Source organism: Nocardioides sp. NBC_00850 (assembly GCF_045207335.1).
In the GTDB taxonomy this organism is placed as follows: Bacteria; Actinomycetota; Actinomycetes; order Propionibacteriales; family Nocardioidaceae; genus Nocardioides.
Genome location: NZ_CP108845.1, coordinates 5774525 through 5787942 on the forward strand (window position 1 = coordinate 5774525; position 13418 = coordinate 5787942).

Here is a 13418-nt window from a genome sequence, read left to right on the forward strand (position 1 = left end):
GGTCAACCCGCCGACCGGGTGGAGTGCACGGACCGGGGCTGGGTCGCGTCCGCCGGAGGGGCCGGCGAGGGGATGTCGGGAGCGGGGCGCTGGGGCTTGGCGACCAGCGACAGGCTCGGCTCGAGCACCCGCAGCAGCGACTCGACGTGGCCCCGGGCCTCGGTCACCAGCCGTCGGGCCTCGCGTGGGGTCCGCTTCCGCAGGTCGAGGAGGTCGTCGTCGGCCGGCCGCCGGACCCGCCGCCGAGCCTTCTGCAGCGGCGCGAGCTGGACGAGCGTACGCACCCGGGCGGCCGCATCCGCCTCCGAGCCCGCGGGGCCGCCCAGGGCGGTGCGTCCGAGCAGGTCGCCGAGCGCGGCGATCTCGACGAGGGTGAAGGTGCGCTTGACCGCGGAGGGAACCAGCCGGGCGACCTCGCTGCGGTGGGAGCGTTCGGCGGTGATGATCAGGTCGGCGCTCTCGATGTCGTCGACGTCGAGCGGGTAGGCCTGGTGCCTGGTCAGCCGGACCCCGGCGAGGGCCACCTCGGAGGCGATCATCGGGTCCATGTCGTAGCCCTCGAGCGCCTCGCTGCCGGCCGAGATCACCGTGATGCCGTGGCGCGCGAGCCCACCGATCTGGCCGACGCCCTCACGGAGCATCGCCTCGATCGCCGGCGATCGTCGTACGTTCCCGGTGCAGACGACCAGGATCGTCGCGGTGTCCATCCCTGCCTACCTTCGAAACAGTTGCCTGCCGGTTCTCGAGCGTGGACGTCACATCCACGCGGCCAACCCCCCGAACGTGACGGACAGACATTACGCAGTCGGCGTACGGCTCCAGAAACTGACGACGGATCAATCCCCCATTTGGGTGAACGGGCCGGACACCCGGCCCTGTCATCCCCAAAACGGGGTGAGGATGTGCGATGGCCCCGTGGCCCTGCCCTGACGGCGCCACCCATTGCCGCGGGCTCCGCTTCGGCGGGTGAGTCCCGGACAAGCAGCCTGGCAAAGACATCGGATGGAGTGACCTGTTGGACCTGCGCGACTATGTCGCTGCCCTGCGAAAGCGCTGGTACATCGTCGCGGTGCTCGCGATCATCGGCGCCGGCGCGGCCTTCGCGCAGGCGCACGCGAGCCCGCCGCAGTACCGCGCGCAGAGCACCGTCTTCGTCTCGATCGCGCGTGGCGCGACGACCCAGGAGCTGGTCCAGGGCTCGACCTTCACCCAGGACATCGTCCAGTCCTACGCCAAGCTGGCGACGATGCCGGTGGTGCTCGACCAGGTCATCTACGACCTCGACCTCGACACGACCCCCAAGGCGCTGGCCGAGGAGATCACCGCCGAGAACCCGCTCGACACGGTGATCATCGAGATCGACGCGGTGGCCACCACCAGCACCGGCGCCTCCGACCTCGCCAACTCGGTCGCCGACGAGCTCACCACCACGATCACCAACCTCTCCCCCACCTCCAACAAGAAGTCCGCCGTCCAGGTGACCGTGGTCGCCCGCGCCGACCCGCCCCAGGAGGCGTTCGCGCCGCGTACGCGGCTGGCCGCCCTGGTCGGTTTCGCCGGCGGCTTCGGCCTCGGCGTCGCGATCGCCGTCGTCCGCGCCCTCCTGGACACCCGGGTCAGGACCGCGGCCGAGCTCGAGCAGCTCACCGACGTGGGGCTCCTCGGGGCGATCCCCCGGCGCCGGGGTCAGCGACGCTCGCGCGGCGCGGTGACCGCCATCGACCCGCACAACGTCGCTGCTGAGGCCTATCGGAGATTGCAGACCAATCTGCAGTTCCTCGACGCCTCCTCGAGGGTCCGCTCGATGGTCGTGACCTCCTCGATCGGCGGCGAGGGCAAGTCGACCACCTCGATCAACCTGGCCCTGGCGATCGCGGAGCAGGGTCAGCGCGTGCTGCTGGTCGACGCCGACATGCGCCGCCCGGCGGTCGCCGACTACTGCGGCTTGGAAGGAGCGGCCGGGCTGACGACGGTGCTGATCGGGAAGGCCGAGCTCGACGACGTCGTCCAGGTCTGGGGCGACGCCAACCTGCACGTCCTCACCATGGGTGAGATCCCGCCCAACCCCGCGCAGCTGATCGGTTCACCGCGGATGGCCGACCTGCTGAAGGAGGCGCTGGACGCCTACGACGTGGTCATCCTCGACTCCCCGCCGCTGCTCCCGGTGGCCGACGGCGCGATCCTGTCCCGACTGACCGACGGTGCTCTGGTGGTCGCCAACTGCCGTACGATCCACCGCCCGCAGGTGCTGGAGGCCATCGACAGTCTCGAGGCCGTCGATGCCCGCTGCCTCGGCATCGTCGCCAACCAGGTCCGCGACACCGCCGCGCACACCTACTACGGCCAGCCGGAGCAGGGCTGGTTCGCCCGCCTCCTCGCCGGTTTCGTACGTCCCCGGGAACCGCGCCAGCAGGGCTACCCGGCCGCCGGGAGCTGAGCATGGCCGTCGCGACGGCGGTCCGGGTCCGCACCGGTCGCACCGGGCGTACCCAGCGCGCCGAGCGCACCGGCTGGGAGGTGCTGACCGCTCTCCTGGCCGGTGCCGCGGCGTTCCTCGCCGGGACCGACTTCGATCTCGTCCGTGGCCTGACCGTGGGCGGGCTGATCGGGGCAGCCCTCGCACCGGTCTGGATCCGGGAGGCGAGCCGCTACCGCGGCGCGGCCCTGGGCGGCGTACTTCTTCTTGCCTGTCTCTTCTCCGCGCTGGCGCTCGCCACCTGGCGCTCGGCGACCCACCCGCCGACCGAGGCCGGCGTGCTGTTCGAGCTGCTTCCGGTCGTCTCAGCCGCGATGTGCGTCGGGGCGCTGCTGTGGGCGCAGCAGGTGCTGTCGCCGGGGGTCGTGGTGTGCCTCTACGCCGTCGGCTCGTTCTTGACCGTGACGTTGAGGCCGCAGTTCGCCGAGGAACCGTGGCGGTTCGGGTTCTCGATCCCGGCGACGATGCTGCTCCTGGGGGCGTGCCAGCTGATCAAGCGGCGGCCCCGGAAACAGCTCTTGGCCGAGCTGGTCGTGATCGGGGCGCTCAGCGTGGTCGGCGCGCTGTCCGGGGCCAGGTCGATGAGCGCGTTCCTGCTCATGACCGCGGTGCTGCTGGTGTGGCAGCACCGGCCGAGGACGGCGAAGCGGACCACCTCCGCGCTGCTCTCCCTGGTGTTGGTCGGCGCTCTCGGGCTGGGCATCTACAAGTCGCTCGAGGAGGCCGCCCTGGACGGCTATCTCGGCGCCTCGGCCCAGGAACGCACCGTCGAGCAGACCCGGGCGGCCGGGTCGCTCATCCTCGGCGGGCGGCCCGAGATCGGGGCCACGGTCGCACTGATGCTCCACGAGCCGCTCGGCTACGGCGCCGGTGTCATGGCCACCCCGACCGACATGCAGGCCGCGAAGCAGGGCATGTCAGTTCTGGGTTATGACCCGGACAACGGCTACGTCGAGCACTACATGTTCGGCACCCGGATCGAGGTGCACTCGCTGATCGGCGACCTGTGGATCTGGTTCGGGCTCGCCGGGCTGGTGCTGTCGGGATGGCTGCTGTGGCTCGCCACCATCTATCTGGGCCGCAGCATGGCCAACCGCACCGGCACCGCGCTCGGCATCTTCCTCGCCCTGCAGCTCGGCTGGAACCTCTTCTTCGGCCCGATCATCAGCTCGCTGCCGCCGCTCGCGCTCGCGCTCGGGGTGTTCCTGCTCCAGCGCAAGGAGGCTGCTGCTGAGCCGTCCCCACCGAAGCGGGTGCCCCCGGCGCCGCGGCGACACCAGGGTCGTCGGGACCAGCGCGCTCGCCGCCGCTACCTCGCCGGAGGTCCGCAGCGTGCGTGAAGGCTGGATCGACTCCGCGCGCGGCCTGGCGATCATCCTCGTGGTGCTCTTCCATGCCGTGATCAACCTCGACCTGGTCGGCCTCGCCGGCCCCTGGTCGCGGCTGGCCTACACCCTCGACACCTTCCGGATGCCGCTGTTCTTCTTCCTCTCCGGCCTCCTCGCTCCTTCGCTGCTCGCCCGCCCGCTCCGGGAGGTGTTGCGCACACGGTGCCTGAACCTGATCTACCTCTACGTCCTGTGGTGCCTACTCCTCGGCACCTTCCGCACGCTCTTGCCACACTCCCCACCAGGTGGCGTCGCCGCGGTTGCCCGGATGCTGATCGAGCCCAACGTCTACCTCTGGTTCCTCTACACGCTGTGCCTGTTCACGCTCGTGGGATGGCTGACGCGACGGCTTCCCGCATGGCTCGTCGTCGGGACCGCGCTGATCGTCTCCGCGGTCTTCGCCGCCGGGCTGGTCTCCACGGGCGATGTCCCCTGGGACAAGACGTTCCGCTATTGGTTCTTCTTCGTCCTGGCCTCCCGCGCCGCACCCGCGGTGCGGTCGGTCGTGCCGCGGATGCGGCCGGCTCACGTGGTCGGGCTGGGGGTGACGTACGCGGTGGTGTTGGGGTTCTTCCTCTACATCGCCGACGACCGGATCATCTTCGTGCGGCCGATGCTGGGACTGCTCGCGGTGGCCGCCGGCTGCGGGCTCGGGGTGATGATCGCGCGAGTCCCCGCGCTCGGATTCGTACGCCATCTCGGCACCCGCACGCTGCCGATCTACGTCGTCCACGCCTTCCCGATCACCGCCGCCGCGGCCCTGCTCACCGGCCGCGACCCTTCGACAAGCTCAGGACATCGCATCGACTGGCCCCCGGGCGCCGACCTGATGGCCGTGCCCCTGCTGACCCTCGCCGCGATCCTGCTGGCGCTGGCTCTCGACCGGCTGATCACCGGCCGGATTCGCGGCATCTTCGACTTCCCGATCGCGCGCTGGACCGCCAAGCGCAATCTCGCGCTGGCCCCGCCGCCCCCGCTGGTCGAGCCCGCGAGCGCTAGCGAGCGGTGTCGAGACCAACACGTTCCCATCCGCTCTCGATGGGAACGTGTTGGTCTCGACACGCCTCCGCCTAGCGGCTCCGGCGGCTCGACCAGCGGGGGCTAGCGGGCGTACTCGGTCACGTAGGAGCCCCAGGCGCCGCGGAGCATGCCGAGGCCGCGGAGGAGGGTGCGGGTGCCGCGGGCGTGGTGGGTCAGCGAGCCGGTGAGGCGGCCGAGGACGACGCGGGAAGATCCGCCCAGGACGCGTACGAGACCGCGGGCGGTGGCGCGGAGCCGGGCAACCGGACGGCGGCTGGAGGGAGCTAGGTAGACCTGCACGCGGGAGTCCGAGTTGCCGATCCGAGAGGCACGGGCGCGGACCCACTCCGGTGTCGCGCGGTCGGCGGGGACAAGATCATGGACCGGGGCTTCGTCGCACCACACGATCCGGCCCCCGGCGGCGGAGAGGCTGCGGGTGAAGACGGTGTCGGAGCCGCCGGAGAGGCCGAAGCCGAGGTCGAAACGGAGCGGGCCGACCTGGCTCATGTCGAGCAGCAGGTTGTTGGTCGCCGCGGTGGTGACGACGGTGCCGGTGACGTGCCGCAGCCGCTGGAAGAAGCCACCTGCCGTGATCCACGGATCCGGCTCGGCGGTGAACGTGGAGAGCACTGGCCCGACGACGGCAGCCGCTCCCGTCTCCTCCCAGCAGGCGAGCAGGGTCGCCAGCCACTTCTCCGAGGGCTGCTCGTCGTCGTCGATGAAGACGACGACAGCCTCGGGACCGGCCTCGTTCAGCGCCCGGTTGCGGGCGGCGGCGATGCCGGGGGTTGGCTCATGCACATACCGCACACGCACGTCATCCCCGGCCGCTTCCGCGACCGCGGAGGCGGCGCTGGGCTGCTCGTCGTTGTCGACGACGAGCAGCCGCGCGCCAGGGACCAGATCGAGCTGGGTGCGAAGCATGCCGATCGCCTCGGCCAGCCCCTCGGGGCGCCGATAGGTGAGCATGCAGACCCAGATCACTTGATCGTGACCGTCACCCAGTCGGAGCGGGAGATGTTGCCGAGCGGGTCCACTGCCTCGATCTTGTACTTCTGCGACGAGCCGCTGGTGCGGCCGGTGTCGGTGAAGGTCATCGCGGTGTGCTTCCAGAACGGGGCCGAGACCTTCACGGTCTTGATCGGTGTGGAGTCGATCGAGCCGCGGTAGAGCTTGTAGGTGACGGTCGCGTTGTCCTTGTCGGGGTTGCCCGGCCACTTCAGGGTGGCCTTGCCCGCGGAGGGTGAGGAGCCGGTCAGCGCCCACTTGGCGCCCTTCAGCGTCGGACCGACCTTGTTGGGCGCGATGTCCTTGACGGCGAACCGCACCAGGCCCTGCTGCGCGACGCCGTTGACCTTCAGGAACTCACCGCCGTACAGCACGTAGCTGCCGTTGGCGGTCACGGTCCAGGTCGACTGCTTGGCGCTGGTGTAGGTGCCGTTGGTCCACTTGGGATACCACTCCAGGAACTCCGGGCGCGGGGTGCCGGGGTGGTCGGGGTAGCCGTACTTGTCGTCGGCGATGTTGGTGCCGCGTACGTCCTGAGTGGTCGCGGTGGCGTGGTACCAAGCCCGCGGCTTGGTCTCCGGGAAGCCACCGGAGGTGTCGCAGCCGTGCTTGTGGCTGGCCTGGTAGACGGTCTCGGCGGTCGGCCAGACGGCGTAGGTGTCACCGTGGCAGTCCTCGAGCCAGGTCAGCTTGCCGGTGGCCCAGTCGGCCTTGAAGGAGCCCTCGGAGTTGCCGCCGCTGCCGTAGTCGTAGCCGGTGCCGTAGAAGCTGGTGCCGTCGGACTCCAGCGAGAGGATCGCGGCCTCGGCGCCACCGTTGCGGATCTCGGAGTTGACCGGCAACGCCAGCGACTTGCCCGAGGAGACCTCGATCCGGGCCATGCCGTAGCCCGGGTTGGAGGAGCCGTTGACGCTGGTGAACGCCCCGCCGATCACGATCTTGGTGCCGTCGGAGGAGACCACGATGTCGTTGACGTTGCCGCCGGCGACCTTCGGGTTCATCGGCAGCAGGCCGGTGCCCGTGTCGCCGGGCTTCACCGCGGCCACCTTCGTACGCGCCATGTTGTCGGCAGACGTGAACACGCCGCCGTAGAAGATCGCGCTCGACGTCGCCGCGACTGCGTTGGTGGTCGAGTTGAAGATCGGCCGGAAGCTGGTGGCCTTGCCGGTCGCGAGGTCGATGGCGGCGGCCCGGTAGCGGTTGACGCCGTCGACCTGGGTGAAGCCGCCCGCGACGTAGAGCAGCTTCTTGTCGGGCGAGAGCGCCATGTCCTTGACCTGGCCGTTGAACTTCGGCGCGAAGGTGGTGACCAGCTTCCCGGTCGAGAGCCGGTAGGCCAGCATGTTGGACCGGGCGGTCTCGCTGGTGCCGGCCGCGGCGCCCGCCGGGCGCGCCGAGGTGAAGTTGCCGCCGACGTAGACGATGTCGCCGACGATCACCTGCTTCCAGGCGACGCCGTTGATCTGCACGGTGGGAAGTACGTCGGCAGCGACCGTCTTCGGCAGGTCGGGATCGGTCGGCGCGGTGTCCGCCGATGCGGAGGTCGCGGAGGTCGCCAAGGTCAGGCTCGTTGCCGCGAGCAACAGAACAGCCAGGATCGGCTTCATCACATCTCTCATCGTGGGGGGAGGGTTATCGCTGTGGACGGCCCTTGAAGACCACCACGTCGGCGCCGTTGCCCAGATCGAGCTCGACGCGTACGGGGCGGGCTTCCTCGGGGATCTGGAAGACGTAGACACCCTTGGCGGACTCGCCGTCCGCGACCGAGGCCGGGAACGGCACCTCGCCGTCAGAGGCGACGCTCACCGCCGGGGTGCGCTCAGGCCCGTAGTAGGCGTTGACCACACCGAGCGCCAGGTCGAGCTTCTTGCCGGTCTGGTTCTTCACCTTCACGGTGATCGCGAGCGCGGGGCCGCCGATCTCGCCGGGCAGGCTCGCCGTGGCTTGGACCGAGTCGATCCTGGCCAGCCGCGCCGTCACGCCCGGGGCCGAGGTCGCCTCGGCCTTCAGGCCGACCGAGCGGTTGTCGCCCGACGGCTTGCCCGGCTCCGACTCCTCCGACTCCTCCGACTCGGAGGACTCGGACTCCTTCTCCGACGGGGTCGCCGTCGAGGAGGGTGCGGCGGCCACCGTCGAGTCCGACCCGGCGTTGGCCGGGCCGGACGGGTTGCGCACGATGAGCACGACCGCGACGCTCACGAGGACGACGGCAGCGACAGCTGCCGCGACGTACATCCTCGAGCGCGGGACTTGACTGAGCATGGGGGATCTTCCGCGGGCGGGTCGGACAAAGACATCGATTCAAAGACGTTGGATTAAAGCCCAACCCGGACGCCCGTGGGGGGATCCGCGCACGCACTCCCCAAGATCGGGTATGCCCCTACGGTTCGATGACCTTCAGGTCGTCGTAGCCGACCAGGACCGGCGTGGTGCCGATCGTCGAGGCGCCGAAGCTGCGCAGCATGACTCCGCCGAGGATCTGGTTGGCGAGGGTCGAGTCGGAGAGCTCGTACGTCCAGACCGACGGCTCCGCGGAGCCGGCCGGCCACACCTTGGTGCGCACAGTCGCCGGTGCCGTGCCGGTGACCTGGAGGCGTACCTTCAGCCGGTCGCCGGGCGCGACGCTCAGGCCCGGGACGGCGTTGGCGCCGACGACCGGGGTGCCGCTGCGTACGAGATGGACGCCGACGGTGCCGTCGGGGTTGAACCGGAGCCGCGAGGCGTAGTGGTTGGTGCCGGAGACACGGGCGCCGAGGATCGACCAGACGTAGCCCGCGTCAGGGAGACGGGAGACCCCGACGCTGACGGTGGCGTCGACGTCACCGGCCGAGACCTCCTCGAGCCGGGACTCGGTGGTGCCGCCGGGGGTGACGGAGTGCCAGCCGTGGCCCTCGGAGACCGAGAAGTTGCCGGCGGTGCCGGTGCGCGCCCAGGTGCCGCCGGTCCCGGCCGTGCCCCAGCCGCTCGCCTCGGCACGCTCGAAGGTGTCCTCGGCGACGATGCCCTCGGCCGGAGGGACAGGCTCGCCGGCCACGTCGACGGTGACCCACTCGGTGGGCGACTGGTTGCCGAAGGCGTCCTCGGCGACGACGCGATAGCGCTGGGTGGTGCCCGGCGGTGCCTCGGTGTCGAGGAAGCTCTGCGTGGTCTGCTTCCAGAACGCCGCGGTGACGGGCTTGGTGTGGATCGGGGCGACATCGGTCGAGCCGCGGTAGACCTTGTAGGTCACCGTCGCGTTGTCCCTGTCGGCGTTGCCGGGCCAGGTCAGCCGGACCTGGCCGTCGGCCGGCGAGGTCGCGGTGAGCCCGAACTCAGCGCCCGACAGGGCCGGGCCGACGTCGTTGGGGGCGATCGTGTTGACCGCGAAGCGCACCAGCCCCTGCTGGGCGACGCCGTCGACCTTCAGGAACTCGCCGCCGTAGACGACGTAGTCGGCGTTGGCCGTCACCGTCCAGGGAGCCTGGTTGGCACCGGTGAAGGTGCCGGGGGTCCACTTCGGGTACCACTCCAGGAACTCCGGGCGCGGGGTGCCGGGGTGGTCGGGGTAGCCGTAGATGTCGCGGGTGTTGGTGCCGCGTACGTCCTGGGTGACCGCCGTCGAGTGCTGGAAGCTGCGCGGGTTGGTCTCCGGGAAGCCGCCGGAGTTGCCGCAGTAGTGCTTGTGGCTGGCCTGGTAGACGACGTCGTCGGTGGGCCAGATCGAGTAGGTGTCGCCGTGGCAGTCCTCGAGCCAGGTCAGCTTGCCGGTCGCCCAGTCGGCCTTGAAGGTGCCCTCGGAGTTGCCGCCGCTGCCGTAGTGGTAGCCGCTGCCGTAGAAGCTGGTGCCGTCGCTCTCCAGCGAGAGGACCGCGGAGCTGGTGCCGGCGTCGCGGAACTCGGAGTTGACGGGCAGCGCCATCGAGGCGCCGGTCGCGACCTTGATGCGGGCCAGGCCGTAGCCCGGGTTGGAGGAGCCGTTGACCTTGGTGAAGTTGCCGCCGATCACGATGTCGGTGCCGTCGGGCGAGACCACGACGTCCTGCACCGACCCGTTGGAGACGGTCGGGTTCATCGGGAGCAGCTGGCTGCCCGTGTCGCTGGGCCGGACGGCGGCCAGCTTCGTACGCGCGGTGTTGTCGGCGGAGGTGAACACACCGCCGTAGAAGACCGCGTCGGCGGTGGCCGCGACCGCGTTGGTGGTCGAGTTGAAGATCGGCCGGAAGCTGGTCAGCGCCCCGGTGGCGAGATTGATCGCCGCGCCGCGGTAGCGGTTCACCCCGTTGACCTGGGTGAAGCTGCCTGCGACGTAGAGCAGCGTCTTGTCGGGCGAGAGCGCCATGTCCTTGACCTGGCCGTTGAAGCTCGGCGCGAAGCTGTCGATCAGCTCGCCGGTCGAGAGCCGGTAGGCCAGCATGTTGGACCGCGGCGTCTCATCGGTGCCCGCCACGGCGCCCGCCGGACGGGCCGAGCTGAAGTTGCCACCGACGTAGACGATGTCGCCGACGATCACCTGCTTCCAGGCGACCCCGTCGATCTGCACCGTCGGGAGTACGTCCGCCGAGACCGTCTCCGGCAGCTCCGGGTCGACCGGAGCCGTGTCCGCCGTCGCCCCTCCCGACATGACCAGGCTGCTCACCCCGAGAACAGCTGCGACCGATCCCGCCGCCAGCAGACGCCAAACGTGTTTCCGCGACATCATCCATCCCTGCACAAGGCGGCCACCTCGGCCGCGACACGGCAGTGTCGCGGACACACAGGGTCATCCGCCCGTCAATCGCACTTCTGATCCCCTGAATCGGGTATGTGTGGGGACGCAAGCATCCAACGCTCGCAAACTGCGTGGTTCAGGGGGCAGACTCCCACACGATCAGTTGGATGCAGAGTCCACAGGAAGGCGTACGTCTCTTGGCTGTCCCGTCCCGGGTCCTCCTCCTCGGTATCTCCACGGTCGCCACCGTGGTCGCGCTCGGCTCGACCTACGCGTTGACCTCCGGCCCCGCCGAGGAGCGCAAGCCGCGTGCGGAGAGGAACTACGGCGAGCTGCCGCCCGACGACTTCGGCGGGCCGGTGACATTGACGCCGTCCCCCTCTCCGTCGGTCTCTCCCTCTGCCTCCTCGACGCGCTCGGTCAAGCCCTCGGACGGTGCGGAGCCGAAGAAGCGGCCCACGGACTCGGGGAAGCCGAACCGCTCCGGCGATCGGCCGGGCGAGCAGGGGCCGCGCGAAGGTGAGCCGCTGAGCTCACCGCCGCCGGCGGGCGGCGCTCCGGGCTCGGGCGACACCGGCGTACCTCCGAAGAAGAAGCTGCGCGTCCACCGCGGCGACCTGATCATCAGGACCCCTGGGAAGGTGGTCGACGGCCTAGAAGTGCACGGCAAGGTCAGCGTCGAGGCACCGAACGTGACGATCCGCAACACCAAGGTGATCGTGCCGACCGGCTCGGAGACTGCCGGGATCTCCAACAACAACGACAACGGCCAGGGAATGCTGGTCAGCAACGTCGAGGTGCTGGCCGAGAACGCCGCGCCGGGCGTCAACGGCGTGGTCGGCCACGACTTCACCCTGCAGGACTCCGAGATCCACCACGTCACCGACCAGGTGCACATCACCGGCAGCAACGTGACCGTGCGCGACAACTGGTTTCACGACAACTACCACTTCGAGAGCGACCCTTACCAGGGCGGCGGTGCCTCCCACGACGACTCGATCCAGATCATCGGCGGCAGCAACATCACGATCGCGGACAACCGTTTCACCGGCGCCTACAACGCCGGCGTGCAGATCACCCAGAGCATCAGCGACGTCAACGGGGTCACGATCCGCGACAACCTGCTCGGCGGAGGGGGCTGCACCGTCAACATCGCCGAGAAGGGCCGCGGCCCGATCCGCGGCATGGTGATCAACGACAACCGGTTCCTCAGCGACCAGCGTATCGACGGCTGCGCGATCATCCACCCGTCCTCGACGAAGATCAGCCACTCCGGCAACGTCTGGGACGACTCCGGCCGCCCGGTGGCCCTCAGCCGCGGCTGACCTTCTGAGCCAGCGCGCCTCTGACGGTCACCACCAGCGACATCACGTCGCGGCGGATCGGCGGGACGAGCAGAAGAAGTGCGTACGCCGCCGCCCCGGCCACCACGCAGACCGGCACCGTCACCGCGGGTTGCTGACCGTGGAGGGCCTGGGCGGTGGCGTACGCAGCGGCGGCGACCGCCCCGGCGACCACCAGGATGCGTGCGGCGCCGAGGTAGAGCGGGCCTACCCGCAGACGGGTGCGTCGGGAGATCCACCACAGCGACAGCGGCCACTCGAGGAGGTGGGCGGTCGCGTAGCCGACCGCGACGCCGGTGACTCCGTAGCGCACTCCGACGAGCACGCAGAGGACCTTCAGCACCGAGGCGACCAGGGTGTAGTGGCGCAGCTCCGTGGTCAGCCCGTGGGCGAGGTAGACCCAGTAGCCGACGTAGGCCAGCGTCTGGAACAGCCCCGCGCAGGCGAGCAGGGCGACGATGCCGGCGACGTCCCAGCCCGGGCCGAGCAGGAGCGCACAGACCGGTGCCGCGGCGCCGGCCACCAGACCGAGCCCGGCGCCGAGGCTGTAGCCGAGCGCGACCTGGCCGCGCTGCACGAACCGCTGGGTCAGCGCCGGGTTGTCGCGGATCCGGCTCAGCACCGGCAGCGCCACCGTCGTGGTGGGGCTGCGCAGCTGGACCAGCGGGTTCATCAGCAGCTGCCAGGCGCGGTTGTACGTGCCCAACTCGTGGGCGCCCAGGCGGGTGCCGATGAGCACCGAGTCGATGTTGCTGGCGGCATAGTTGATCAGCTGCGTACCCGCCAGTGACCAGCCGAAACGCACGAACCCGCCCATCTCGACTCCGCGGCGGGGGCGGCCGGGGAGCCAGCCGGCGAATGCTCCGATGGCCACCAGGCCGACAGCGGCCTGGACCAGCTGCTGAACGACGAGGGCCCAGTAGCCGGCGCCGTTGGCCGCTGCGTACGCCGCGATCCCGAGGGCCAGCAGCGGCGCCAGGACTGTGGCGGCGGCGAGCCGGGTGAAGAGCAGCCGACGGGTGAGGTCGGCGCGGTACTGCGCGCCCATGCCGTTGAGGACGAACATCCCCGCCATCGCGGCGGTCAGGGCCGTCAGAGCCGGCTCGTCGTAGAGCGCGGCGACGAGCGGGGCGGCCGCGATGACGACGAGCGCGAGGCCGACGCCGAGGGCGGTGTTGAGCCACCACAGGTTCGACTGCTGCGCCCGGGTGAGCACCTTGGCCTGGATCGCGGCGGTCGAGAGGCCGAAGTCGCGGAAGATCTCGGCGACCGCGACCACCGCCAGCACCATCGCGACCAGGCCGTAGTCGCGCGGCGAGAGCAGCCGCGACAGCACCACGACCGAGGCGACCTGGACCAGGATGCGTACGCCCTGACCGGCGAGCACCACCATCCCGCCGCGGGCAGCGCTCCTGCCGAGCCCGCGCCGCTCGGTGTCCTCCACGCTCACGCCGCCACCTCCGTAGCGCAAGCGCCAGGGTACGGACGCGGCGACG

General features: G+C 70.3%; 10 protein-coding genes. 4 read left to right on the top strand and 6 right to left on the bottom strand.

The genetic code is table 11. The features are described from left to right. Positions 1-2: 2 nt before the first annotated feature. Positions 3-707: a hypothetical protein gene (locus tag OH802_RS28035; RefSeq protein WP_378822230.1), complete on the bottom strand. Its 705-nt coding sequence runs from the start codon at positions 705-707 to the stop codon at positions 3-5. Between the two features lie 308 nt (positions 708-1015). Between OH802_RS28035 and OH802_RS28040 the strand changes: the two genes are divergently transcribed. The 3 genes from OH802_RS28040 to OH802_RS28050 are packed head-to-tail and all read left to right on the top strand — an operon-like array spanning position 1016 to position 4969. Further along, on the top strand, positions 1016-2437 hold the full coding sequence (locus OH802_RS28040; RefSeq protein ID WP_406023637.1) for a polysaccharide biosynthesis tyrosine autokinase: 1422 nt from the start codon (positions 1016-1018) through the stop codon (positions 2435-2437). Positions 2438-2439: 2 nt separating this feature from the next. Then, the gene (locus OH802_RS28045) at positions 2440-3816 is read left to right on the top strand and encodes a hypothetical protein (protein WP_406023638.1); all 1377 of its coding nucleotides are present in this window, start codon (positions 2440-2442) and stop codon (positions 3814-3816) included. Continuing rightward, positions 3809-4969: an acyltransferase family protein gene (locus tag OH802_RS28050; protein ID WP_406023639.1), complete on the top strand. Its 1161-nt coding sequence runs from the start codon at positions 3809-3811 to the stop codon at positions 4967-4969. The genes OH802_RS28045 and OH802_RS28050 overlap by 8 nt, the downstream gene beginning before the upstream one ends. Here OH802_RS28050 and OH802_RS28055 read toward each other — a convergent pair. From OH802_RS28055 to OH802_RS28070, 4 genes are all read right to left on the bottom strand, one after another. Continuing rightward, positions 4966-5853 carry a glycosyltransferase family 2 protein gene (locus tag OH802_RS28055; protein ID WP_406023640.1) on the bottom strand — a complete coding sequence of 296 codons (888 nt, stop codon included), beginning with the start codon at positions 5851-5853 and terminating at the stop codon, positions 4966-4968. The two genes, OH802_RS28050 and OH802_RS28055, sit on opposite strands and share 4 nt — an antisense overlap. An 11-nt stretch (positions 5854-5864) precedes the next feature. Then, positions 5865-7499, bottom strand: coding sequence for a hypothetical protein (locus OH802_RS28060; protein WP_406023641.1), 1635 nt, complete (start codon positions 7497-7499; stop codon positions 5865-5867). A 25-nt stretch (positions 7500-7524) separates the two neighbouring features. Next, positions 7525-8154, bottom strand: coding sequence for a hypothetical protein (locus OH802_RS28065; protein WP_406023642.1), 630 nt, complete (start codon positions 8152-8154; stop codon positions 7525-7527). A gap of 118 nt (positions 8155-8272) precedes the next feature. Beyond that, the gene (locus OH802_RS28070; RefSeq protein ID WP_406023643.1) at positions 8273-10507 is read right to left on the bottom strand and encodes a hypothetical protein; all 2235 of its coding nucleotides are present in this window, start codon (positions 10505-10507) and stop codon (positions 8273-8275) included. A gap of 239 nt (positions 10508-10746) precedes the next feature. Between OH802_RS28070 and OH802_RS28075 the strand changes: the two genes are divergently transcribed. Beyond that, positions 10747-11904 (top strand): right-handed parallel beta-helix repeat-containing protein, encoded by a 1158-nt coding sequence (locus OH802_RS28075; protein WP_406023644.1) that lies wholly within the window; start codon positions 10747-10749, stop codon positions 11902-11904. Here OH802_RS28075 and OH802_RS28080 read toward each other — a convergent pair. Continuing rightward, positions 11891-13372, bottom strand: coding sequence for a lipopolysaccharide biosynthesis protein (locus OH802_RS28080; RefSeq protein ID WP_406023645.1), 1482 nt, complete (start codon positions 13370-13372; stop codon positions 11891-11893). The two genes, OH802_RS28075 and OH802_RS28080, sit on opposite strands and share 14 nt — an antisense overlap. Positions 13373-13418: the final 46 nt, after the last annotated feature.